Origin of the sequence: Bradyrhizobium sp. B117, assembly GCF_038969555.1 — a bacterium.
Lineage (GTDB): Bacteria > Pseudomonadota > Alphaproteobacteria > Rhizobiales > Xanthobacteraceae > Bradyrhizobium.
Genome location: NZ_CP152414.1, coordinates 2,369,670 through 2,391,503 on the forward strand (window position 1 = coordinate 2,369,670; position 21,834 = coordinate 2,391,503).

At 65.8% G+C, this 21,834-nt stretch carries 22 protein-coding genes; 10 read left to right on the top strand and 12 right to left on the bottom strand.

Annotated elements, in window-relative coordinates; genetic code table 11:
• Nucleotides 1-5 precede the first annotated feature (5 nt).
• The 5 genes from AAFG16_RS11555 to AAFG16_RS11575 all read right to left on the bottom strand — a co-directional run bounded on the left by AAFG16_RS11555 (nucleotide 6) and on the right by AAFG16_RS11575 (nucleotide 5,933).
• Complete coding sequence (locus AAFG16_RS11555) at nucleotides 6-1,064, bottom strand: ABC transporter substrate-binding protein (protein WP_342739199.1); 1,059 nt, start codon at nucleotides 1,062-1,064, stop codon at nucleotides 6-8.
• 48 nt (nucleotides 1,065-1,112) lie between these two features.
• Nucleotides 1,113-2,222: an ABC transporter ATP-binding protein gene (locus AAFG16_RS11560; RefSeq protein WP_342739200.1), complete on the bottom strand. Its 1,110-nt coding sequence runs from the start codon at nucleotides 2,220-2,222 to the stop codon at nucleotides 1,113-1,115.
• 124 nt (nucleotides 2,223-2,346) lie between these two features.
• Nucleotides 2,347-3,915 carry a DUF4403 family protein gene (locus AAFG16_RS11565; RefSeq protein WP_342739201.1) on the bottom strand — a complete coding sequence of 523 codons (1,569 nt, stop codon included), beginning with the start codon at nucleotides 3,913-3,915 and terminating at the stop codon, nucleotides 2,347-2,349.
• A 129-nt stretch (nucleotides 3,916-4,044) separates the two neighbouring features.
• A complete protein-coding gene (locus AAFG16_RS11570) occupies nucleotides 4,045-4,683 on the bottom strand; it encodes a PQQ-binding-like beta-propeller repeat protein (protein ID WP_342739202.1) in 639 nt (212 codons plus the stop codon).
• A gap of 29 nt (nucleotides 4,684-4,712) precedes the next feature.
• Nucleotides 4,713-5,933, bottom strand: coding sequence for a helix-turn-helix domain-containing protein (locus AAFG16_RS11575; RefSeq protein ID WP_342739203.1), 1,221 nt, complete (start codon nucleotides 5,931-5,933; stop codon nucleotides 4,713-4,715).
• A gap of 156 nt (nucleotides 5,934-6,089) precedes the next feature.
• Here AAFG16_RS11575 and AAFG16_RS11580 point away from each other — a divergent pair, with 156 nt between their 5' ends.
• A complete protein-coding gene (locus tag AAFG16_RS11580; RefSeq protein WP_342739204.1) occupies nucleotides 6,090-6,869 on the top strand; it encodes a DUF899 domain-containing protein in 780 nt (259 codons plus the stop codon).
• On the top strand, nucleotides 6,862-7,137 hold the full coding sequence (locus AAFG16_RS11585) for a hypothetical protein (protein WP_283084661.1): 276 nt from the start codon (nucleotides 6,862-6,864) through the stop codon (nucleotides 7,135-7,137). Before AAFG16_RS11580 ends, AAFG16_RS11585 begins: the two co-directional genes overlap by 8 nt.
• A 17-nt stretch (nucleotides 7,138-7,154) precedes the next feature.
• Here the strand turns inward: AAFG16_RS11585 and AAFG16_RS11590 are convergent, their stop codons facing one another.
• Together AAFG16_RS11590 and AAFG16_RS11595 are read right to left on the bottom strand one after the other, a co-directional pair.
• Nucleotides 7,155-7,652, bottom strand: a complete 498-nt coding sequence (locus tag AAFG16_RS11590) for a GNAT family N-acetyltransferase (RefSeq protein ID WP_342739205.1) — start codon at nucleotides 7,650-7,652, stop codon at nucleotides 7,155-7,157.
• Complete coding sequence (locus AAFG16_RS11595) at nucleotides 7,649-8,134, bottom strand: Lrp/AsnC family transcriptional regulator (RefSeq protein ID WP_342739206.1); 486 nt, start codon at nucleotides 8,132-8,134, stop codon at nucleotides 7,649-7,651. The genes AAFG16_RS11590 and AAFG16_RS11595 overlap by 4 nt, the downstream gene beginning before the upstream one ends.
• A gap of 132 nt (nucleotides 8,135-8,266) precedes the next feature.
• Between AAFG16_RS11595 and AAFG16_RS11600 the strand changes: the two genes are divergently transcribed.
• Nucleotides 8,267-8,662 carry a nuclear transport factor 2 family protein gene (locus AAFG16_RS11600; RefSeq protein WP_342739207.1) on the top strand — a complete coding sequence of 132 codons (396 nt, stop codon included), beginning with the start codon at nucleotides 8,267-8,269 and terminating at the stop codon, nucleotides 8,660-8,662.
• 12 nt (nucleotides 8,663-8,674) lie between these two features.
• Here the strand turns inward: AAFG16_RS11600 and AAFG16_RS11605 are convergent, their stop codons facing one another.
• Together AAFG16_RS11605 and AAFG16_RS11610 are read right to left on the bottom strand one after the other, a co-directional pair.
• Nucleotides 8,675-9,094 carry a c-type cytochrome gene (locus AAFG16_RS11605; protein ID WP_342739208.1) on the bottom strand — a complete coding sequence of 140 codons (420 nt, stop codon included), beginning with the start codon at nucleotides 9,092-9,094 and terminating at the stop codon, nucleotides 8,675-8,677.
• A gap of 91 nt (nucleotides 9,095-9,185) precedes the next feature.
• Nucleotides 9,186-9,902, bottom strand: coding sequence for a L,D-transpeptidase (locus AAFG16_RS11610; protein ID WP_342739209.1), 717 nt, complete (start codon nucleotides 9,900-9,902; stop codon nucleotides 9,186-9,188).
• Nucleotides 9,903-10,174: 272 nt separating this feature from the next.
• Between AAFG16_RS11610 and AAFG16_RS11615 the strand changes: the two genes are divergently transcribed.
• From AAFG16_RS11615 to AAFG16_RS11625, 3 genes are all read left to right on the top strand, one after another.
• Nucleotides 10,175-11,227, top strand: a complete 1,053-nt coding sequence (locus AAFG16_RS11615) for a glycosyltransferase family 1 protein (protein WP_342739210.1) — start codon at nucleotides 10,175-10,177, stop codon at nucleotides 11,225-11,227.
• A 32-nt stretch (nucleotides 11,228-11,259) separates the two neighbouring features.
• Nucleotides 11,260-11,949: a methyltransferase domain-containing protein gene (locus AAFG16_RS11620; protein ID WP_283084668.1), complete on the top strand. Its 690-nt coding sequence runs from the start codon at nucleotides 11,260-11,262 to the stop codon at nucleotides 11,947-11,949.
• A gap of 155 nt (nucleotides 11,950-12,104) precedes the next feature.
• Nucleotides 12,105-12,764 (top strand): hypothetical protein, encoded by a 660-nt coding sequence (locus AAFG16_RS11625; protein WP_342739211.1) that lies wholly within the window; start codon nucleotides 12,105-12,107, stop codon nucleotides 12,762-12,764.
• A gap of 302 nt (nucleotides 12,765-13,066) precedes the next feature.
• Here the strand turns inward: AAFG16_RS11625 and AAFG16_RS11630 are convergent, their stop codons facing one another.
• Nucleotides 13,067-14,731 carry an aminotransferase class III-fold pyridoxal phosphate-dependent enzyme gene (locus AAFG16_RS11630; protein ID WP_283084670.1) on the bottom strand — a complete coding sequence of 555 codons (1,665 nt, stop codon included), beginning with the start codon at nucleotides 14,729-14,731 and terminating at the stop codon, nucleotides 13,067-13,069.
• Nucleotides 14,732-14,766: 35 nt separating this feature from the next.
• Here AAFG16_RS11630 and asd point away from each other — a divergent pair, with 35 nt between their 5' ends.
• On the top strand, nucleotides 14,767-15,630 hold the full coding sequence (gene asd / locus AAFG16_RS11635; RefSeq protein WP_342739212.1) for an archaetidylserine decarboxylase: 864 nt from the start codon (nucleotides 14,767-14,769) through the stop codon (nucleotides 15,628-15,630).
• A 68-nt stretch (nucleotides 15,631-15,698) separates the two neighbouring features.
• Nucleotides 15,699-16,274 (top strand): NUDIX hydrolase, encoded by a 576-nt coding sequence (locus tag AAFG16_RS11640; RefSeq protein ID WP_342739213.1) that lies wholly within the window; start codon nucleotides 15,699-15,701, stop codon nucleotides 16,272-16,274.
• Between the two features lie 389 nt (nucleotides 16,275-16,663).
• Here the strand turns inward: AAFG16_RS11640 and AAFG16_RS11645 are convergent, their stop codons facing one another.
• A complete protein-coding gene (locus tag AAFG16_RS11645; protein WP_342740893.1) occupies nucleotides 16,664-18,151 on the bottom strand; it encodes a FecR domain-containing protein in 1,488 nt (495 codons plus the stop codon).
• A 296-nt stretch (nucleotides 18,152-18,447) separates the two neighbouring features.
• The gene (locus AAFG16_RS11650; RefSeq protein ID WP_342739214.1) at nucleotides 18,448-19,224 is read right to left on the bottom strand and encodes a DUF2147 domain-containing protein; all 777 of its coding nucleotides are present in this window, start codon (nucleotides 19,222-19,224) and stop codon (nucleotides 18,448-18,450) included.
• 470 nt (nucleotides 19,225-19,694) lie between these two features.
• On the opposite strand from AAFG16_RS11650, the gene AAFG16_RS11655 reads away from it, so the two are divergent.
• Together AAFG16_RS11655 and AAFG16_RS11660 are read left to right on the top strand one after the other, a co-directional pair.
• Nucleotides 19,695-20,303 (top strand): DUF2147 domain-containing protein, encoded by a 609-nt coding sequence (locus AAFG16_RS11655; RefSeq protein ID WP_342739215.1) that lies wholly within the window; start codon nucleotides 19,695-19,697, stop codon nucleotides 20,301-20,303.
• A 320-nt stretch (nucleotides 20,304-20,623) separates the two neighbouring features.
• Complete coding sequence (locus tag AAFG16_RS11660) at nucleotides 20,624-21,832, top strand: extensin family protein (protein WP_342739216.1); 1,209 nt, start codon at nucleotides 20,624-20,626, stop codon at nucleotides 21,830-21,832.
• The last annotated feature ends 2 nt before the right edge of the window (nucleotides 21,833-21,834 follow it).

Below are 21,834 nucleotides of genomic sequence, written 5' to 3' on the forward strand. Positions count from 1 at the left end.
GTGGGCTATTTCGCGGCCCATTTGTTGAAGCGCTCGGTCAGGCGGTCGATGTTCTCGAGCCAGAAGCCCACGTTGATCTCGACCGCGTTCTTGATGTTGTCAGGCGCCGTCGGCAGGTTCTTCAGGACGGCGGGCGCAAGCCGTCCGGCGGCGTCCTTGTTCGAGGTGCCATAGGCGATGTTCTCCGACAGCTTCGACTGGTTCTCCGCCTTGCCGGCAAAATCCAGGAACTTGTAGGCGGCGTCCTTGTTCGGGCTGCCCTTCAGGATGACCCAGCTGTCGAGGGTGAAGAGCGCGCCGTCCCACACCATGCCGAAGTTCTTCTTCTCGTTCTTGTTCGCGGTGTCGATGCGGCCATTGTAGACCGAGGTCATCACCACCTCGCCGGAGGCAAGCAGTTGCGGCGCCTGGGCGCCGGCCTTCCACCAGACGATGTCGCCCTTGATGGTGTCGAGCTTCTTGAAGGCGCGCTCGACGCCTTCGTCGGTCGCCAGCACCTTGTAGACGTCCTTCGGCGCGACGCCGTCGGCCATCAGCGCGATCTCAAGCGTGGTCTTGGGACCCTGACGCAAAGCGCGCTTACCGGGGATCTTCTTGGTGTCGAAGAAGTCTGCCCAGCCGCTCGGGGCGTCCTTCAGCTTGTCCTTGTCGTAGCCGAGCACGAAATCGTAGAGGATGGCGCCGACGCCGCAAGCGTTGACCGACGGCGGGATATAGGCGGCCTCGCCGCCGATCCTGGAATAATCCATCTTCTCGAACAGGCCTTCCTCGCAGCCGACCGCGAGCTCGTCGCTCTCGACCTGGACGACATCCCAGGTGGCCGCGCCGCCCTGCACCTTGGCGCGCAACACGCCGACGCCGCCGTCCCAGGACTCGTCGTTCATGGCAATGCCAGCGGCCTTCTTGAAGGGCTCGAAATAGACTTTCTTCTGCGCGTCCTGATACGCGCCGCCCCATGACACTACGGTGAGGTCACGTGCCTGCGCGACCGTCGCCAGCGCAGCGCTGGCGCTGAACGCCGCGGCGAACCCCAGAGCAATCTTGCCAATCTTGCGCTTCAGCATGGTCCTTGTTCCTTCTTCATGTGCGTTGCGTTGTATTTGATCGCTGGATCAGACGGGATCGAGGGCGAGGCAGTCCTCCGGGCGGAAGGTGACGAAGACGTTTTCGCCGGGTGTCAGGCCCTCATGCGCGCCCGGCTGAAGCTTGACCATGAACTCGGCGTTCCCCGAGACATCGAGCACGGCCAGCGCGTGGTCGCCGAGATAGATCGTGTTCTGCACCCTGGCCGGCAGTCGGTTCGGTCCGTCGCTGGAGGCGTCATCCGCGACAATGGCGATCCGCTCCGGCCGCACCGACAGGGAGGTCGATGCGCCCGCACCTGAGACGTTGACCGCGCGTGCCGTCACGGCGCCGCCACCAGCGAGCGCAACGCGGCAATAGGTCTTGTCGATCGTCTCGACGGTGCCGGCGAGCACATTGTTCTCGCCGATGAAGTGGGCGACAAAACTGTTCACCGGACGCTCATACAGCGCGTCGGGCCTGTCGATCTGCTGCACGATGCCGTCGTTGAACACGGCGATGCGGTCCGACATGGTGAGCGCTTCGCTCTGGTCGTGGGTGACGTAGACGACGGTGATGCCCATCGTCTCGTGCAGTTGCTTGATCTCGAGCTGCATCTGCTCGCGCAGGCGCTTGTCCAGGGCGCCGAGCGGCTCGTCCATCAGCACGAGCTGCGGATTGAAGACCAGCGCGCGGGCCAGCGCGACGCGCTGCTGCTGACCGCCGGACAGCTGCCCGGGCCGCCGCTGCGCCAGCGTTTCCATCTTGATCATGCGCAACGCCGCGCCGACGCGTTCCTGCGCTTCGGCCTTGCCGGTTTTGCGAACGGAGAGCGGGAAGGCGATGTTCTCCGCGATCGTCAGGTGCGGAAACAGGGCATAGTTCTGAAACACCATGCCGATGTCGCGCTTGTGGGGCGGCACATTCTTGATCGGCCGGTTCGCGAGGTAGATCTCGCCCTGGGTCGGAACCTCGAAGCCAGCCAGCATCATCAGCGTGGTCGTCTTGCCCGAGCCCGACGGGCCGAGCAGGGTCAGGAACTCGCCCTTCTTGATGTCGAGATCGAGGTTCTTCACCACGAGGTGCTCGCCATCATAGGTCTTCTGAATGCCGGAAAACCGCACCAGTGCCGGCGCAGGCGTCACCATGCCGGCTTCCATCTCATCCTCGCGTCAAATCAGGTACAGTGCTGCCAGCACCTCGTTCGAGGTTGCGTGAAACAGCTTAGCATCCTGCGACGAGAATGCCAGCCGCGCAAGCGAGGAGAGAGCGTGCGAAGGCCCGCTACATCCCCGACAGCTTGGTCACGTACACGTTGAGCGAGCCACCAGCCTCCGCGACCACGCGCAGCGTCTTGGAATCGAAGGCGATGCCGGCAAGCGTCAGGCTGTCAATCTTGGCATCGACCTTGAGGCCGTCCTCGCTCTTCTGATAGTCGGCGATCGCGGCTGCGATCTTCTCGCGCGCGTTGGCGGCGATCGGCTTCAAATCGAGCGTCGCCTTCTGCACCAGCGCCTGCTGCATCTGCGGCACCACTGCGCGCGCGGCGGCGCCGAGCAGGCCGAAGGCCGCCTCGGATTCGACCGCGAGCTCGATGTCGGCGAGCCGCAAGGTCTGCTGGGCCTGGTCGAGCATCGGCCGGCCCCAGATGTGCACGGTCGCCTCGGCGCCGAGGCCGAACCAGCTCTTCTTTTCCTTGGCGCGGACCAGCAGCGAGATCAGCAGGCGCTCGCCTGACGGGATCACGTTGACGCTCTTCACCGTGACGTCCACCGGGCCGGAGCCGTCCTCGGGATAGGTGTGGCCGACCATCTGCGCCGCGATCAGCTTGTTGATCTCGGTGAAGGGCACGTCGATCGGCACGCCGATGTTCACGCCCGTGCCGGTCGGCGGCACGATCGAGATTTTTTCAGGGAACGGGCAGTCCGGCTTGGACGGCGCAGATGTGACGCGCGTCTCGAGCTCGAGGCCGAGCAGCAGCGTCACGTTCTGCGCATCGACGCGCGGCTGCGCCGCCATCGCGCGGGTCGGCTTCATCTCGAGCCAGAGCGGCGGCAGCGCAGCCGAGCTGCCTGAGCCTTGCAGCGGGATCGAGCGGCAGGCCTTGGCCCATTGCAGCTTCGCATTCTCCCGCAGCGAGGGATCGTTGCGGATGCGCTCGGAGACGGCGTTGATCTGCTCGCCGACGGTCTTGTCGATCAGCGGCTTGACCTGCGCGGGCACGTTGACCTTGGCGCCGGAGACGTTGAGGTTGGTGTCGCCGAGATTGACCTGGGCGCCGAGATTGGGCTCGAGGTGCCAGGCGGCGGCAAGCTTCGGGCGCGAGGTGACGACCACGTTGCCCTTGATCTCGGCGCTGGCGTTCAGATTCTTGATGTTGACCGCTCCGATCCGTTTCGCCGCGTCGCCGCCGAGCACGCTGCCGAGCGCATCGCCGAGTGCGCCGGTGGCCTTGGACGACAGCGAGCCCGTGACGTTCAGCTTGCCGCTGAGCGGCGTCGAGATCGTCAGCACGTCCTTGTCGCCGGTGGCCGCCATCGGGCCGCGCACGGCGGACCAGCCGATGTCGGCGTTCTCCAGGATCTGCGAGATCGGGTTGTCGGCCTTGCCGGCGAAATTGCGCGGCGCGGCTCGCTCGGCCTGCTCGCGGATCGCCGACAGCGCGATCGCGACCGGCGCCACCACGATCGAGCTCTTCGCGACCGGCGGCAGCGGCGGCAGCTGCGCGACCGGCGGTGCCGAATTCGTCGCGCGCGGCGACAGGAAGTCCATCGCCTTCAGGCTGATGAAGAACGACGCCGCGAGCACCGCCGCGGCGATCAGGATAGTCTTCAGGTTCAACGTCAGACGCATCAATCCCCCAAGCCGCCCCGGCGGGGATTTTACAGGGCGGGCGAGGAGGGCGCTAGAGCGCACCGATGGGGTGGAATTGGGGCAAATGTGTTAACGGTTGCTAACGCGCCGTTGCCGCGCATCGCGGGCCTAGGCGCGCCGCGGACGGCGGACCGCCCTTACATTGCCGCGATCTCCGCCACCGCAGTAGAAGCGATCCCCGCCGTCGGACTCAAGGCCCGAGACCATGGTGCCTGCGGGCAGGTCGAGCTGCTCCAGCACCTTGCCCGTGTCAGGATCGATCCGCCTGATGTCGCTGTCCTCGCCTTCCCAGGTGCCGTGCCAGAGCTCGCCGTCGACCCAGGTGACGCCGGTGACGAAGCGCTTGCTCTCGATAGTGCGGAGAACCTTGCCGGTTTCGGGATCGACTTGGTGAATCTTGCGCTCGCGATATTGCCCGACCCAGAGCGAGCCCTCCGCCCAGGCAAGGCCGGAATCGCCACCGCCGCCGGGCGCGGGAATCGTGCTGAGCACCTTGCCGGTCGCGGCATCGATCTTCTGGATGCGGTCCTCGGCGATCTGGAACAGGTGGCGGCCGTCAAACGCCGTTCCCGCATGCGCGGCGACATCGATCGTGCGCGCGACCTTGCCGCTGGCGGGATCGATCGCATTCAATCTGTCGCCGGATGCGAACCAGACATGGGTGCCGTCATAGGTGACGCCGTGCACGGCCTCGACACCCGCAAACGGCCCGTACTCCCTGACGATCTCGGCGGCTGAACGTTTCATGCGCATGGTCCCTGTAATGTGCTGCGACCTTACGTCCTCAGCAGCGGCGTGGGGAGTAACAAGCCTGTCGGGAAACCCGGGACAGGCGGGGTCATCCAGCGCCGCGCCCGTCCATGTCCGAACGACTGCACCTTGTTCGATCGCGCCAGCTCGTCGAGCGCCCGCTGCACGGTGCGCGCGCTGGTTCCTAGCGCCAGCGCGAGTGCCGAGCTCGACCACGGCTCGCCGTCGGCGAGAAAGGCGAGGACGGCCGCGTGCTTCTCCTCGACGGGCCGCGCCAGCACGAGAATGTCGCGCGTCTTGCGTGGCGCCAGCACAAAACCCTGCTTCGTCGCGCTGATCTCGGCCAGCGGTTTCAGCTTGGTGCGAAGCCGCCCGATCTCGACGCGCAGCCGCGCGCGATGCGATTCATCGGCGTGCTTGGCCCGGAACGCTCCTGATATCAGCATCTCTCGCGAGACATCCGCAGGCCAGGCCTGGGCCAGGAGACGCGCGAGCGCGAACAGCACCGGGCGGGTCCCGAACGACACGGCGACGCCTTGCCGGCGCACGACGTGATGGAAGGTGTCCACGACGAGCGCCGTCGAGGTCGCCAGTCTTTCGACCTCTCCCAGCAACAACGGGTGTTCGCTGCCGCCCGCGATCAGGCGGGCGGCCGGCGTGTCGAGGATGAGGTTCGCGCTGTCGACCTCGGCCAGGAGCGCCGGGATCTTCGCCTGCCGCGCTGCGCGCGCCGCGCGGCCGAGCGCCGCGCGCGCGTCCTTGGTTTTGAGCCGCCTGATTGCGATGCCGGCGGCGACGAGTTCGCGGATGGCCTGAGACGCAGGCGGAAGCGGGGGAGCGCCAAGGCCGGCCAGCGTCCGCTCGGCCTCGTCGACGCGTCCGACGAGGAGCAGGCGCCGCGCCTCGATGTGGCCCGCATGCGCGGCGTTGGCGAGATCGCCGTGCTGTTGCAGCGTTGCGCGCGCGGCCGCGAGCGCCTTCACCGGCCAGCTCAGGTCGCGCGAGACCAGCGCAATCTCGGCCTCGGCCACGACGCATCTTGCCCGCGCCACCGCCTCGCGCGGACCGAACGCGCGCGCGGCGCTGCGCAGCAGCGCCTTCGCCTTGGCGAGATCGCCGAGCTGCGCCATCGCGATGCCGCGCAGCGCGAGCGAGGGGGCGTCGTTGCGCAGCGCCACGCGGTTCAGCGCGCCGAGCGGATCGCCGGCCTCCAACGCACGCGCCGCGGCCGTGATCAGCGATTCCATTCAAATCCCGCCACACTTGTTACTCCCACCGCGCAACCGCGAGGTGCCAGAAATCGTTGACGGCCGACACGATGCGGCAAGGGGCGAGCGGTTCCGCGTCTGGGAGACGCGGAAGGGCCGTCCAGAGAAGACGTCAAGCAAGAGCTTTGGAGAACCATGATGACTTCAGCAGACAAACAGACCGCCATGCAAACACCGCCGGTGGTGTCGCCGCAGGACTGGGAGGCCGCCCGTCAGCAACTGCTCGTGAAGGAAAAGGCGCACACCCGCGCCCGCGATGCCTTGGCCGCCGAGCGCCGGCGCATGCCGTGGATGGAAGTGACCGAAACTTATGCGTTCGAGGGGCCCGGCGGCAAGGTCAGCCTGACTGATCTGTTCCAGGGCCGGCGGCAGTTGATCGTGTACCGCGCCTTCTTCGAGCCCGGCGTGTTCGGCTGGCCCGATCATGCCTGCCGGGGCTGCTCCATGGTGGCCGACCAGGTCGCCCATGTCTCGCACCTGAACGCCCGCGATACCACGCTGGTGTTCGCCTCGCGCGCGCCGCAGGTCGACATCGCGAGGCTGAAGAAGCGGATGGGCTGGGAGATCCCGTGGGTCACCGTCACCGACAGTTTCGACAAAGATTTCGGCGTCGACGAATGGCACGGCACCAACGTGTTCTACCGCGACGGCAACCGCATCTTCCGCACCTATTTCATCAAGAGCCGCGGCGACGAGCAGATGGGCGGCACCTGGAACTATCTCGACATCACCCCGCTCGGCCGCCAGGAGGTCTGGGAGGATTCGCCGGCAGGCTATCCGCAGACGCCGACCTACAAATGGTGGAACTGGCACGACAGCTACGCGGAAGGTGCTGCGCCCGACAAGAAATGGGTCGAAGTCACGGACGCCGGCGAAAAGGCGTTTCGCAAGGAGGCCGCGGAAGGCCGTGACTAGTCCCGTCAGCGCAACCGCCGGCGCCGGCCGCGATGGCGTCGTGGCCGTGCGCCACCTCGCCAGATGGCTCGGTTTGGCAGCCACGCCGACCTTCGCGATCATGGCCGTGCTGACCGCCGCGCTCGGCGGCGGCCCGGCGGACATGCTGTGCGGCGCCGGGCAGGGGTCTCTGCTGGGCGGCATGGTGCCGATGTATCTCTTGATGAGCGCGTTTCATTCGGCCGCGTGGCTGAAGCTGATCTCGGAGCGACGACGCGCCATCCGGTGAGAACCGGATGGCTTTTGTCACTTGCCGCTTCGGCTAAAGAACAAGGCCATCAGGATCTCATCGAAGTATCGGCCGTCCACCTTGAGGGCGTCCACCTCGCGGCCGTACTCAACGAACCCGGCGGCCGTGTAGAGCCGGATAGCGGCCGCATTCTCGCTGACGACGGCAAGCTGGAGCTGTTCGACCCGCTCTGCGGCATGTGCCGCAAGCGCGTCGACGAGACGTCGCGCCACGCCGGATTTTCGCGCGTGGGGGCGTACATACATGCCCCAGAGAACGGCCTTGTGCTCGGTCTTCGCGCCTTCTTGCCGCCAGAAGCCGGCGACGCCGACAAGCTCCTCCGCGATAAAGGCGCCGAAGACGTCCGACGTCGTGAGACGCTCCTCGAACCAGGCAAGCGGCTTGTCCTGCTCGCGTTCGAACGCGCTGGCAAAGGCCTCGGGATGCGCGGCGAGGGCTTCCAGCCTGATGGTGCGGTAGAGAGCCGCATCGGTTGGCGTGAGCAGTCGGATCATGGTGAGGCCAGGTGTGCCAGCGGCAGGGGCGCTCCGGCCTTGAGCGTCTGCAGCGCGATGCTGCTGCGAACCTCCCGCACGATCGGCAGATTGAGCAGCTTGTCGACGAGGAAGCGCTGGTAATCCTCGAGCTCGGGCACGACGATCTCGAGGAGATAGTCGGCTTCGCCGGAGACGAGGTGACAGGCTACGACCTCGGGCATGGCAACGACGGTCCTTTCGAAGCCCAGCGCCTGGTCATTGGCATGGCCGTTGATCTTGACGCCGAGGAAGGCCGAGAAGCCGAGCCCGAGGCGGCTGCGCCGCAGGGAGGCGCGGTAGCCATCGATATAGCCGTCCCGTTCCAGCCGCCGCACCCGACGCAGGCAGGGCGACGGCGATAATCCGACCTTGTCCGCCAGCTCGATGTTGCTCAATCGTGCATTGGTCTGGAGTTCGGTGACGATGCGCCGGTCGATCGCATCCAGCTCGCATTTTGGCATGAACCGCATCCTGTTGGATCGAGAAGGGCGCAATATTGCGCCCGAGCCATCGAGACTAGCGCAGTTCGCAAGGACATGCCTCGGCTTTCCGTGGGATGGATTGCTCCGATCTTGTTGCTGATGGAGTGAGCCATGACCGAAGATGTGACCGTCGCGCCTCTGCTGGAGGCGGTCGAGCGCTACTTCACCCTGATGTACGACAACGACGTTTCGCAGTTCGATCGCGTCTTCGCGCCGACCGCGCAGCTCCACGGCTTGCGCGATGGCGAATTGCGGATATTGCCGGTTCGGGACTACAGGGCGATGCTGGCCTCGGCCCCGTCGCCCAAATCGAAGAATGCTTCGCGCCTTCAGGAGATATTGCTGATCGATCTGGCGTCGCCAGCGCAAGCCCTCGTGAAGGTGCGTGTTCGGATCGATCTGCTCCAGTACGTTGATTATCTGGCGTATCACTGCATCAACGATAGCTGGCTGATCACCGCGAAATCGTTTCATGTCGAGCGACGGTATGAGCCGGCCAGCACCTAGGGCGCCGCAATCCTATTGCGCGCCTGCCGCCTGCAGATAGGCAACGACCTTGCCCGCTTCCTCCGCCGAGACGCCGCCATAGGGCTGCATCTTGTTGCCGGACACGACCTCGTCCGGCTTGACCATGAAGCGGGTGAGCTTGTCCTGATCCCAGACGAAGCCAGCGTCCTTCATCGACGGAGAGTAGTTGTAGTCCGGCAGTGCGCCGGCCTTGCGGCCGACGATCTTGTTGAGGTTGGGGCCGAGACGGTTGTCGCCTTCCTTCACCGAGTGGCAGGTGCGGCAGGAATTGTTGAAAGCCTGTTGTGCTGCCTCGTCGCTTGCCGGCGGCTGCGCGAGCGAGGAGGGGACGGACAGGAGCAGCGTCAATGCTCCGGTGTATGCGATCGCACGCAACCATATGCCAGGCGAGGTTTGCATCTGCGCCTCCATCGCGCCGCAACAGGCGCGCGCGGTGATGTCGAGGGCAAACGAAAACGGCCCCGGAGGGTTCCGGGACCGTTTGCGTCAGAATGTCCTGTGGTTAGCGCGTCGCGGCGCCGAGGTCGGCGCGGCGCTCCAACATCGGCAGCACGATCACCTTGGTGCCGACGTTGACGCGGGAATAGAGGTCGGTGACGTCTTCATTGGTCATGCGGATGCAGCCGGAGGAGACGTGCTTGCCGATGGTCTCGGGCGCATTGGTGCCGTGGATGCGGTAGATGGTGCCGCCGAGATACATGGCGCGGGCGCCAAGGGGATTGCCGGGGCCGCCGGCCATGTGGCGCGGCAGATAGGGCTGGCGGGCAATCATCTCCGGCGGCGGGGTCCAATCCGGCCACTCGGCCTTCTTGCTCACCGACTGGATGCCGGACCAGGTGAAGCCATCGCGGCCGACGCCGATGCCGTAACGCAGCGCCTGGCCGCCTCCGAGCACGTAATAGAGATAGGTGTTCGGCGTATCGATGATGATGGTGCCCGGCGCCTCGCGCGTCGCGTAGGAGACGGTCTGGCGGCGGAAGCGCGCCGGCATTTCGACCGCGTCCTGATCCTCGGACGGCGCGGTCTGATAGGTCGGCGCCTGGTAGGGCTGATAGGGCTGCAGCGGCTGCGGTGCGGCCATCGGCGGCAGCGGCTGGAAGAACGGGAAGAGCTGCACCGGCGCGGCCTTGGCTGCACCTGCGAATGCGATTGCGGAGATCGCGACTGCGCCAAAAGCAACGGCGCGCGAATACGTCTTGAACGTGTCCAGATTGAACATTGATCGCCCCTGTTTGCTCGGTGTGATGCCACCGCGGCACCGTTTCGGTGCTCCGTTGCGCAAAATCAGTAACGGAAAGAAGTTTCGGGACGTTTGCGCGGAAAACCGAAAACGGTTTCGTCGCGGCAAGGATTGTTTCATGACAGTTTCGTGGCCCGGCGCGGCTGTTAACCAACAAAACAGCGGGCCGACATTTATGTGACGTCACACGCCTGAAATATCCTTGGTTGATGGTCCTAAGCCGAGAATCATCAACCTCTCGGGATTTCCCCATGCGGGTATTAATCGCGACTGACGCCTGGCATCCGCAGGTCAACGGTGTGGTCCGCACCCTGACTTCGCTGGCGAACGCGGCCAAGGCGCTCGACGTCGAGACCGACTTCCTCACCCCGGACGGCTTTCCGTCCTGGCCGCTGCCGACCTATCCGGGCCTGCGCATCGCGCTGCCGAACTCAAAGGAGATCGCGCGGCGGATCGAGAAGGCGGCGCCTGACGCGCTGCACATCGCGACCGAAGGGCCGATCGGCTGGGCCGCGCGCGCCTATTGCCGCCGCAACCGCCTGGCGTTCACCACCTCCTATACGACGCGTTTTCCCGAATACGTCTCGGTGCGGACCGGCATCCCGGCCGCGGTCGGCTATGCCGTGCTGCGCCACTTCCACGATGCCGCCGCCATGACCATGGTGGCGACGCCTTCGCTGCGCCAGGAGCTGTCCGAGCGCGGCTTCAAGCGGCTCGGCTTCTGGACGCGCGGCGTCAACACCCAGCTGTTCCATCCCGACAGTCCCGCCAAGCTCGACCTGCCCCGCCCGATCTTCATGACCATGGGCCGTGTCGCGGTGGAGAAGAACCTCGACGCGTTCCTCTCGCTCGACTTGCCTGGCACCAAGGTCGTCGTCGGCGACGGGCCGCAGAAGGCGGCGCTGGAGAAGAAGTATCCGGATGCCGTCTTCCTCGGCGAGAAGAAGGGCGCGGACCTCACCGCGCATCTCGCAGCGGCCGACGTCTTCGTCTTCCCGAGCCTGACCGACACCTTTGGGGTCGTGCAGCTCGAAGCACTTGCCTGCGGCACGCCGGTTGCGGCGTTTCCGGTCACGGGCCCGAAGGACGTCATCGCCGATCATCCGATCGGCGCGATTGATCATGACCTGCGTACCGCGTGCCTGCGCGCGCTCACCATGTCGCGCGAGACCTGCCGCAACTTCGCGCTGGAGCGCTCCTGGGAGAACAGCGCGCGCCAGTTCGTCGGCAATCTCACCTCACTTCAGCCCAGCCGCGTCTTGCGCGCCTCGCCTGTCATGGCGCGGCGGCCGGTGCGCGGTTGATCATACTTTGACCCACAGCGAGAACCTCATCGATGGCTAAGATCATGAACCTTGACGGCACCCAGCAGCTCGACCTCACCCGTGGCTCGGTCGAGCAGGCCTATGATCGCTGGGCGCCCGTTTACGATCTCGTGTTCGGCGGTGTGTTTGCCAAGGGCCGCCAGGCTGCGATCGCAGCCACCAACAAGATCGGTGGCCGCGTGCTCGAAGTCGGCGTCGGTACCGGCATCTCGCTGCCGCTCTATGCCCCGAACCTGCGCATCTTCGGCACCGACATTTCGGACGCGATGCTCGACAAGGCGCGCCGCCGCGTCAGCGAGGGCAAGCTGAAGAACGTCGAGGGCCTCGCGGTGATGGATGCCGAGAAGCTCGAATTCCCCGACAATTCCTTCGACGTCGTGATGGCGCAGTACGTCGTCACCGCCGTGCCGAATCCGGAGAAGGCGCTGGACGAATTCGCCCGCGTGCTGCGTCCGGGCGGCGAGCTGATCATCCTGACCCGCGTCAGCGCCGACACCGGCATGCGCCGCTTCATCGAGCAGAAGCTTCAGCCGGTGGTGCGTCCGCTCGGCTTCCGTACCGCCGAGTTCGCCTGGTCGCGTTACGCGAAATGGCTGGCCGGCGCGCACGGTATCGAGCTCGCCGAGCGCCGTCTGATTCCGCCGCTCGGCCACTTCTCGCTGGTGCGCTTCCGCAAGGTCGACGTCGCCAAGGCAGCCTGAGTTCAGGCTGCGTCAGAGCGGCGGTGCGATCCGCCGCTCACGCGTCCGCGTGCGTCATCGCGTCGCTGCGCATCGTCATATGACAAAATGATGATGTCACACGGCCTACATCGAATCCCTGTAAATCCTGAACCCGAAGCATTTTGGGGGAGAGCATGATCAAGAACTATCTCGAGCAGCTGCGGATCCAGCGCCGGGACGACCATCGCTACTATCACCACAGCCGCATCAATCAGAGCCTGCACTTCGTCAGCGCGCTGAGCTTTCTCTTCGCCTATGTCTGGCTGTTCGTCGACCCCATGATCTCCGCCCTGGTGGGCTGGCTGGTCTCGATGACCTCGCGCCAGGCCGGTCACTTCTTCTTCGAGCCGCACGATTACGACCACATCAACCAGGCGACGCACGAGTACAAGGAAGAGATCAAGGTCGGCTACAACCTTCAGCGCAAGGTGGTGCTGATGGCGATCTGGGCGCTCTCGCCGCTGGTGCTGGTGGTCGATCCCACGCTGTTCGGCCTGTTCACGCCTTGGGCGACCGCGACCGACTTCATGCGTCAGGTCGCCAAGATCTGGCTGGTGATCGGCGGCGGTGGCCTCCTGTTCCGCACCGTGCACCTGTTCTTCATCCGCGACGTCGAGACCGGCCTCGTCTGGATGACCAAGATCCTGACCGACCCCTTCCACGACCTGATGCTCTATCGCAGCGCTCCGCTGGCGCTGATGCGCGGCGAGCTGATGGATCCCGGTCTGCACCTCAACCCCGAGCACACGCTGGGCCTCATCTCCGAGCCAGCGCTCGAAGAGCAGCACGCCTGAGCGCGCAGCTCACACCAAACACTCCGATGTCTGATGGTTACGTCGTGCCCGGCCTCGTGCCGGGCATCCACGTCTTGGGGGCTCTTTCGCCTCTCCCCGCGTGCGGGGAGAGGCCGGAGCGCATCGTAGATGCGATCCGGGTGAGGGGGAGTCTCCGCGGGGGCGCTGCCAGATGGTCGTACGTCAAGTCTCACCGCGCTCGCGGAGAGTCCCCCTCACCCCGACCCTCTCCCCGCAAGCGGGGCGAGGGGGAGGAGAGAGCTCGCCCCGGAATGACAGCGTTCGTGTGGGGCGAGCCAGCCTCAGCGCCCGAAGCGCTTGGCCAGCATCTCTTTCAAAATCTGCCGCTTGATGTTCTTGTTGGTGAGCACGCCGTCGTGCCACCAGAAGCCGTCGGCCTTCATCTTCTCGGCGGCGCGGACGAAGCGATCGGCGACTTCAGCGAAGTCGGCGTCGGTGTAGTTGAGGCTGAAGATCAGCCGTCCCGTGCCGACCCAGCTCAGCGCCAGGCCTTCGGCACGCAGATAGTATTGCAGCATCCAGTTGTAGCGGGACGGCGTGGTGTATTTCACCGTCCAGATCGACGAGACGTTGGCAAACTGCACCGGCAGCTTGGCGTCGGTCATCATCTGGTTGAGCCTCGCGACGCGGCCGTTCCAGGTCGCATCCAGGCCGTCGTAGATGGCGCGGAAGTTCGGGCTGGCGAGCCGGCTCAGGAACTCGTCCATCGCCGTCATGACGTAGGGATGCGAGTTGAAGGTGCCGCGGGCAAAGCAGATGTCGGCGGGCCGGTCGTCGCGGAAGCGGCGCATCAACTCGCGTCTGCCGCAGACCACACCGACCGGCAGACCGCCGGCGAGGCTCTTGCCGTAGGTCACCATGTCGGCCTTGACGCCGAAATATTCCTGGGCGCCGCCGGCAGCGAGACGGAAGCCGACGAAGACCTCGTCGAAGATCAGCACGATGCCGCGCTCGGTGCAGACTTCGCGCAGCTGCTTCAACCATTCGGTATAAGCGGCGCGATCGAAATTGCCGCCGCGGGAGCTGTCGACCAGCGAGGAATCGCCGGGCGCGTTGCTGTTCGGATGCAGGCCCTGGAGCGGATTGACCAGCACGCAGGCGATGTCCTTGCGCGTGCGCAGCACGTGCAGCGTCTTCTCCGACATCTCCGAGAGCGTGTAGGTCTCGTGCGCGGGAATCGGATTGCCGACGCCGGGCTGCACATCGCCCCACCACCCGTGATAGGCGCCGGCAAAACGGACGAGATGCGTGCGCTTGGTGTGGTAGCGCGCAAGGCGAACGGCCTGCATCACGGCTTCGGTGCCCGACATGTGGAACGAGACCTCGTCGAGGCCGGAGATCTGGCAGAGCCGCTGCACGTTCTCGAGGATGACGGGGTGATAGGGCCCGAGCACGGGGCCGAGCGCATGCGCGCGTTTCTCGGAGCCCTCGATGCACTCCTTGTAGAAGTCGTTGCCGAAGATGTTGACGCCGTAGGAGCCCGTGAGGTCGTAAGAGGTGTTGCCGTCGACATCCGTGACGGTGACGCCGCTCGAGGACTCCATGAAGGTCGAGGTGCCCAGATGCTCGCGGACGAGGCGCGAGAACTGGAACGGCACGCGGTAGCTCTCGGTGAAGTTGAGATCGGAGATCGTCTCCGCCGCCTCCTTCGTCATCGCGCGGCCCTTGGGGTAGCGATCGGCGTAGAGAGCTGCGAGGCGGAAGAAGCCGTCCTTGCGCTGCTTCACCACGTTGTCAGGCGCGCCGTCGCAGCCGAAATATCGATCACCCTCGAACTCGTAGAACGGGAGCAGCTTTGCCACCCGCCGCGACATCTTGGAGTGTCCGGCGAGCGAGCGGTGCTTGGCGCGGGACAATTCGACCCGCGCCTTGATCTTCGGGAGGACGGCGGCAGCAGACGCTGCGGCGGCCACGGACATCGAGAGAATCGGGAGTGTCGTTTCCATGACAACAAGCGCTAACCCTGTGAGCTGACAGATTCATGACAGTCAAAGCCCTCATCGCCTCTTTCACCCAGCAGGAAGACCTCAACTTCCTGTTGACCAACCGCATCCCCCGCGCGGCCCTGACCCGGTTCATGGGCTGGTTCTCCAAGATCGAGAATCCCCTGGTGCGGGACTTCTCGATCGCGCTGTGGAAGCTGTTCTCCGACCTCGATCTGTCGGAGGCGCGCAAGACCCATTTCGAGAGCCTGCATGACTGCTTCACCCGGGAGCTCAAGCCGGGCCTGCGGCCCTTTGATCCGGATCCGGCTGTCGTCGCCAGCCCGTCCGACGGCATCGTCGGCGCTCATGGCCGGATCGCCGATACCGAGCTGTTCCAGGTCAAGGGCGCGCCGTATTCGTTGCTCGACCTCGTCGGCGACTCCGCGCTGGTCGACCAGCACCGCAACGGAAGCTTCGTCACGCTGCGGCTGACCTCGAGCATGTATCACCGCTTCCATGCGCCTTATGACGCGCATATCGAGCGCGTTACGCTGATCCATGGTGACGTCTGGAACGTCAACCCGATCGCGCTCAAGCGCGTCGAGCGGCTGTTCTGCAAGAACGAGCGCGCGGTGATCCGCACGCATCTTTCGACCGGCGAGGCGGTGACTCTCGTGCCGGTTGCTGCGATCCTGGTCGCAAGCATTCGGTTGCACTTCCTCGACATGGTGCTGAACGCGCAGACGCGTGGCCCCGTCAATTTCCCCTGCGATGTCAACGTCACCAAGGGCGAGGAGCTCGGCTGGTTCGAGCACGGCTCGACCATCATCATTCTCGCGCCCGGCGATTTTACCTTCTGCGACGGTATCGCCGAGGGCACGCGCATTCGCGCAGGTCAAGCGCTGTTGAAAAGAAAGTAGCCTTCAATCTGCCCTGACCGTCGCCTATATCGTGCGCGGGGACGATTCTGACGACGACGGATTGGGTGATGGCGCGAGCGCCGGTGATGGCGGCGGGCGGGATTGTGCTGCGGCGGGGTTCGACGCCGCTGATCGCGGTCGTGCGCCAGCGCAAGCGCAACGAATGGGTGCTGCCCAAGGGCAAGCTCGACGACGGCGAAACGCCGCGAGAGGCCGCGCATCGCGAGGTGCTGGAAGAGACCGGCCATGACGTGGCGATGCACGAATTTTTGGGCACGCTGGTGTATCAGTCGGGCGGGCGCTCCAAGGTCGTGCATTTCTGGCGGATGGAAGCCGAGGGCGGTCCCGTCCGCAAGCTGATGAACGACATCAAGGCGGTGGACTGGCTGACGCTCGATGATGCGCTCGCCCGCCTGTCGCGCGAATACGAGCGCGCGTTCCTGACGCAAGTCGGGCCGATCGCGTTTGCGGCCGCGGGGCTTGCATCTTCGCCCGCACGTGCGCCCGAGCCGACGCCAACGCTGGCGGCCGACGACATTGATGCCGCCTTGCAGACGCTGACACCGGCCGAGGCGGCGTCCGTCGACGAACTGCGGCATGGCTTGTTGCAGAAGGTGCGAGCCTGGCTTCGCGGCGAGGCATAAACTCCCTGAAAGAATTTAGTGCGATGTGACGCAGCGCCCTCTCCGCGAGCCAGGAATCGTAGGGTGGGCAAAGGCGCATCTTGCGCCGTGCCCACCATATCTATGCTTTGTAGAAAGGCGGTGGGGACGCTTCGCTTTGCCCACCCTACGATACTTTACCTCTCCCCGCCCTTCAGCGGGGAGAGGTCGGATCGCGTAAGCGATCCGGGTGAGGGGCAAGGCGTGCTGTTGCAAGAATGGAAGTCCATCCGACTCGCTCGATAAAATTCGAGTTGAGTGCTCCGCTTACAATTGAAATCGAGTTCGCGGAAGCAGCCCCTCACCCCAACCCTCTCCCCGTAAGAACGGGGCGAGGGAGCGCACCGAGCGCGTTGACGCGCGTCACACTGTCACCGCCGCTCTTTCTTCTCCTTCGGAGCCGGCGCCGGTCTGCGCGGCGCGCCGGGGAGGCGCTGCTGGAATCCGCCTGGGCGCTGCATGCCCGGCTGTTGCAGCGCTGGCGGCTGCCCGGGTTGCAGGCCGGTGCGCGGCGTTTGCGGGCCCGGTGCTTGCGGAGCGGTGCCGCCCGGCTGAGGCGGGGTCACGGCTCCGGGCTGCGCCGGACTCTGTCCACCGCGCGGCGGCTGGGTTTGCGGCGTGCCACTGGGCGGCGTGCCTTGCTGACCGCCTTGCCCCGCGCGCGGTGCACCTGGACGTCCGGCACCTTGCTGCGGACCGGGCTGTTGTTGACCCCGTTGCTGCTGGCCCGGCTGCTGCCCCTGACCCGCGCGCTGGCCACCCGGCTGCACGGCGCCGCCTTGTCCTTGTTGTCCTTGCCGCTGCTGCGGCGGCTGGCCTTGCTGCGTGCCTTGCCGGCCCGGCGTGCCCGGCTGCTGCTGGCCGGGACGGTTGTTCTGACCGGGCTGGCCGTTCGGCCGCTGCGGCTGTTGATCCGGCGCTGTTGTGGGGCGCAATTGCTGCTGCTGCGGCGGCTGGATGGGGCGCGGAATGCGGCTGACCGCGGCCGGATTGGCGCGGCGGAAGTCGCGCTGCTCGGTGACGATCTGCCGGCCGGTGGTCTGCGCCAGATGCACCTGGCTGACGAAGCCGCGGTCACGCGCGATCTGCTGCGCCGGAATCGTGATCGGCACCGCGGCAAAGCGCATGACGCCGGCCGTGGCTGTGCCAGGCCGGATCGCAAAGCCGCTCGAAGCCCGCGTCAGCGCGCCGAGCCGCGTGCCGCTGGTCCGGTCGTCGACGTCGATGTGGCCGACGCGGCCGTCGGCATCGGGATAGAGTTTTATGTTGACGTTGTTCGCGCTGTTCGCTGCCGCGCCTTCCGGCACGTCGACGACGCCGGTGGTACCGCGGATGCCGAGCGTTGCGGTCGGCGTCGCGATCTTCATGTCACCGGTCTTCGCCACCGCCGCCGCGACGAACGCGACCGTGCCCTTGCCGATATCGAAGATCGCCGAGTTCTGCTTGCCGCCGTCTTCATAGACGTAATTGTCGATCGTGATCTTGGCACTGGCGGAGAGGTTGAACGTGGTCGCGTCGTTGAAGGTGATGCCGAGCGAGGAGTTCGACGAGGTCTGTACGGTGTCGTTGAGATAGATGTCGTCACGCACGCGCAGCGGATAGGAATTCTTGTCGCGGATCACGGTCGCGATGCCCGTCACGGTCGCGACGTTGCCGATCGGCTCGACGGCGGTGGTCTGCGCGTCTGCCGCGGGAGCAGGTGAAGTTGATGGTGTCGGCGATGCCGAGGGCGTCGGGGAGGGGGCAGGTGCCGGCTGCGCTTGCGCGATTTCGATTGCATCGGATGCACAAGCCACGCGCGCGCCGGCCAGCGGCAAGGCCAGCACGAGCGTGAACACGAAGCGGCGCCAAGCCACCATTGAAGTCACGAGGAGGTCCCGGTGAGAACGCGAGGCGAGATCGGCCGATATCAGCCGGTGGGAGCTGAATGGCGGATGAACATGAGTCGCACGGGAGGGGCGAACGGCGTGCAGTGCTCGCTTGGGGCCAGGTGTCTCTGCAGCGTCATGGCCGGGCTTGTCCCGGCCATCCACGCCTTAATGCGCAGTACGAAGAACGTGGATGCCCGGGACAAGCCCGGGCATGACGAACGGTTGTGTTGGTCGCGCGAGATCCTCAAGTGCGCAATTGCGCAATTGGGATGACACCTTCGGCGTCAGCTCACGCGTTTCCAGGTCTGGCCGCCGCAGAACATGCCGCCGAAGGCGCAGCCCTGCACGCGCAGTGCGTTCGGGCCCTTCATCGCGATGGTCGAGTCGTAGTTGCGGCCGGAGTCGGGATCGTGGATGCGGCCGCTCCACTTCGCGCCATCGGGCTTCATGTTGATCAGGATGCGCTCATTGGTCTTCTGGGCGTAACCGCACAGATTGGGGCCGCACTGCTCGACACGGACATTGCCCTTGTTCTCTTCGGTCGCCCACACGCCGATCGGCGAGTTCGGTGCCGCGACAGGCGCGGCAGCCACCGGCGCCGGGGCTGGAGCAGCAGCAACGGGCGCGGGCGCGGCGATAGGAGCGGGAGCCGCAACAGGCGCGGGTTGCGTGTTGTTGTCGTAGCCGGCGGGCGGCGCGGCGGCAACCGTCGTGGCCGGAGCGGGAGCCGCAGGCGCGGTCGCCTGCACCGGCGCCTGTTGAACGGGCTGCTGCTGCACCGGAGCCGGGGCGGGCTGCGCGGTCGGCGCCGGAGCCGGCGTGGTGTCGGCGTCATCGTCCTTGGAGCCGCCAAGGCCGTTGAGGTTGATGTTGTTCAGCTTGATCGGCTTGTTCGACAGGCCGGGGGCGACGATGGTGACGCAATCAAGCGAAGCGCAGTTGCGCGGAGTCTCGATGCGGATGTGCTGGCCGTCGATCTGGAACGAGATCGAGTTGCCGGCATGCGCGGCCGCGGTCGAAGCGAGGAAGAGCGCGGCGGCGGCGATGGTGAGCTTGTTCATGACAACCTCCGAAAAGGGCGCGATCCCGATATGGACTGGTGTCGCTGGTGGATGAAGCGTGGTTCGACCCTACGCCGCGCCTACCCCGCCTTCCGTGATGGACATCACAACGCCGGTGCGCGACTGGGTGAGGCAGCGCACATTCGGCCACCCATCATCTGCGTAACGTCTCGGGAACATAGAGGAGGGGGCCGATGATGCGGCTTGTGACTTCGCTTGGGACGGTGATCGCATTGATGGCGATGGCGCCCGCGGCCCAGGCCGGTTCCTACTCGTTCTCGGTGGGAGGGCAGCGGTTCCATGTCGAGGCGCCCCGGAATTGCCGGGCCGCCTCCTGTATTTCGATGTCCAGTCACAGCTTGCGGACAACAGACAATGTCAGCACGGCACCAGCCCCGCCGCCCGCACCGGTGGTCCAGGCACCGCAGCCGGCCTGTCCGGCCGCCCCGATTCGACCGGTGCAAGCGATTGTGACCGCACCGCCCCCCGCGTCGGCCCCCGTTCTTGCCGCCACGGCGTCGCAGTCCGTTCCGCCGCCGCCGACGCCAAAACGTGACGCGCCAAGGATTGAGGCGCCGAGCCCCAATCCGCCGCGTGTTGAACTGTCACGCCTGGATCCGCCAAAGACGATCGCGCTCGACCCGCCGCGGATCGAGCCGCCGGTCGTCACTGCGGACCCCGAGATCAAGCCGGCCACAACGATGGCGAAGCGCAACGAGGATGAGCCGGCCTATCTGCCGCTCGGCGAATGGGAGAGCACGGGCGCGAAGGGCACCGTCCGCATCGAACGCTGCGGCCCGGCGCTGTGCGGGTTCGCACTGACGGAAGCCTCGAGCAGGGGCGAGAGCGTGCTCGTCAACATGAAGCCGAAATCGCACGACGTCTGGACCGGCAGCATCTACAGCCGCTCCACCGGCAACACCTATTATGCGACGATGACGCTGAAGACCTCCGGCAGGCTCCACGTCGAAGCCTGCGCGCTCGGCCGCTTCTGGTGCTCCGGCAACGATTGGACAAGAGTTGAGGAGCCGCGTGAGCAGCTGATCACGACGTCGCGGCAGTGGGGCGCGAGGTCGTAGCGTTTCTCTTACCCTCCAGGGGAGGGTGGCAGGTGAGCCGGTGATGCGGTCGGTGTCGTCTCTAGATCATGCCGAGCACGATGGCGCCGACAAAGGCCATGGCGAGGTACGCGGTGACTACGCTCAGTCTCCCGGCGAACGTCATGAGATATCTCCATGCGCGCCTCTTTGCGCGCCAACATCATGGTTAACAGAGAGTCTCTTTCCGAAAAAGGCAGCCCTGCTGTCGCTCATCCTGCGCCACGCGGGCCGGCATGGTTAAAGAACGCTGAAACCGACACGTTGAAGAGTCTTTAAGTAAATTCACCGAACGTGCGTGCATGACGCGCGGAGTTCGTTTGTATCTCGTCGGCTCCATCGTCCTTGTTTCGCTTGCGGGTTGCGGACGCGGCTTTTTCCAGGCCGAACGCGAACCGTGGCGGGCCGAGGCCGAGGCCGCATGCCTGAAATCGGGCGCGGTGAAAGAGGGGCCAGACCTCGTCCGCATCGACCCGATCTCCGGCCCCGGCATGTGCGGCGCCGAGTTTCCGCTCAAGGTCGCGGCCCTCGGCGAAGCCTCCGGCACCTATGGTTTTGCCGACGAAGCGCCGCGCCCGCCCGGCAGCATCGGCAACCAGCCGCGCTGGCCGGTGACGCAGCCGCAATCGAATTACCCGCGAGGCCAGGCCTATCCGGCATCGTCCTATCCACAGCGCTCGAACTATCCCGAGAGCGCGGTGCGCCAACCCTCCGGCTATGGCGCCTCATCCGGCCCGATGTCACTGAATGCGCCCGGCGTGGAGCCGCAGGAAGACGAGATCGACCTGCCGCCCGAGGGCACCGATGCCGCGGGTGCGGCGCGCTACATGAATGCCCCGAGCTATCCGGCCCGGCAGCCCGCTCCCTATTCGCAACCGCCCGCGCAGCAGCCGTTGCCGCGCCTTGGTCCGGCGCAGGGCAATCCCGTCACCGCGGTCGGTCCGGTCGCGATCAAGCCGACTGCGACGCTCGCCTGTCCGATCGTGTCCGAGCTCGACCGCTGGCTCGCCGACACCGTGCAGCCGTCGGCGACGCGCTGGTTCGGCGCCCGCGTGGTCGAGATCAAGCAGATCTCCGCCTATTCCTGCCGCGGCATGAACGGCAATCCGCATGCCCACATCTCCGAGCACGCCTTCGGCAATGCGCTCGACATCTCGGCCTTCGTGCTCGCGGACGGCCGCCGCGTCACCGTCAAGGACGGCTGGCGCGGCATGCCGGAAGAGCAGGGCTTCCTGCGCGACGTGCAGTCGGGCGCATGCGCGCATTTCACCACGGTGCTGGCGCCGGGATCGAACGTCTATCACTATGATCACATCCATGTGGATCTGATGCGCCGTGCCAGCCGCCGCCTGATCTGCCAGCCGGCCGCCGTCTCCGGCGACGAGGTTGCCTCGCGCGCGCAGCGGCGCAGTCCCTATGCGAGCTCGCGCGATCCCTACGTGACCGGCTCGCTCGGCGCGCACAAGACTACGACGCGCAAGCAGGACGAGGACGACTACGCGGACGATTAGCG

Bases quoted from the DNA above. Each gene is read 5' to 3' on its own strand.
- AAFG16_RS11555 (WP_342739199.1), bottom strand. From the start codon at position 1,064: ATGCTGAAGCGCAAGATTGGCAAGATTGCTCTGGGGTTCGCCGCGGCG.
- AAFG16_RS11560 (WP_342739200.1), bottom strand. From the start codon at position 2,222: ATGGAAGCCGGCATGGTGACGCCTGCGCCGGCACTGGTGCGGTTTTCC.
- AAFG16_RS11565 (WP_342739201.1), bottom strand. From the start codon at position 3,915: ATGCGTCTGACGTTGAACCTGAAGACTATCCTGATCGCCGCGGCGGTG.
- AAFG16_RS11570 (WP_342739202.1), bottom strand. From the start codon at position 4,683: ATGAAACGTTCAGCCGCCGAGATCGTCAGGGAGTACGGGCCGTTTGCG.
- AAFG16_RS11575 (WP_342739203.1), bottom strand. From the start codon at position 5,933: ATGGAATCGCTGATCACGGCCGCGGCGCGTGCGTTGGAGGCCGGCGAT.
- AAFG16_RS11580 (WP_342739204.1), top strand. From the start codon at position 6,090: ATGATGACTTCAGCAGACAAACAGACCGCCATGCAAACACCGCCGGTG.
- AAFG16_RS11590 (WP_342739205.1), bottom strand. From the start codon at position 7,652: ATGATCCGACTGCTCACGCCAACCGATGCGGCTCTCTACCGCACCATC.
- AAFG16_RS11595 (WP_342739206.1), bottom strand. From the start codon at position 8,134: ATGCCAAAATGCGAGCTGGATGCGATCGACCGGCGCATCGTCACCGAA.
- AAFG16_RS11600 (WP_342739207.1), top strand. From the start codon at position 8,267: ATGACCGAAGATGTGACCGTCGCGCCTCTGCTGGAGGCGGTCGAGCGC.
- AAFG16_RS11605 (WP_342739208.1), bottom strand. From the start codon at position 9,094: ATGGAGGCGCAGATGCAAACCTCGCCTGGCATATGGTTGCGTGCGATC.
- AAFG16_RS11610 (WP_342739209.1), bottom strand. From the start codon at position 9,902: ATGTTCAATCTGGACACGTTCAAGACGTATTCGCGCGCCGTTGCTTTT.
- AAFG16_RS11615 (WP_342739210.1), top strand. From the start codon at position 10,175: ATGCGGGTATTAATCGCGACTGACGCCTGGCATCCGCAGGTCAACGGT.
- AAFG16_RS11620 (WP_283084668.1), top strand. From the start codon at position 11,260: ATGGCTAAGATCATGAACCTTGACGGCACCCAGCAGCTCGACCTCACC.
- AAFG16_RS11625 (WP_342739211.1), top strand. From the start codon at position 12,105: ATGATCAAGAACTATCTCGAGCAGCTGCGGATCCAGCGCCGGGACGAC.
- AAFG16_RS11630 (WP_283084670.1), bottom strand. From the start codon at position 14,731: ATGGAAACGACACTCCCGATTCTCTCGATGTCCGTGGCCGCCGCAGCG.
- asd (WP_342739212.1), top strand. From the start codon at position 14,767: ATGACAGTCAAAGCCCTCATCGCCTCTTTCACCCAGCAGGAAGACCTC.
- AAFG16_RS11640 (WP_342739213.1), top strand. From the start codon at position 15,699: ATGGCGCGAGCGCCGGTGATGGCGGCGGGCGGGATTGTGCTGCGGCGG.
- AAFG16_RS11645 (WP_342740893.1), bottom strand. From the start codon at position 18,151: ATGGTGGCTTGGCGCCGCTTCGTGTTCACGCTCGTGCTGGCCTTGCCG.
- AAFG16_RS11650 (WP_342739214.1), bottom strand. From the start codon at position 19,224: ATGAACAAGCTCACCATCGCCGCCGCCGCGCTCTTCCTCGCTTCGACC.
- AAFG16_RS11660 (WP_342739216.1), top strand. From the start codon at position 20,624: ATGACGCGCGGAGTTCGTTTGTATCTCGTCGGCTCCATCGTCCTTGTT.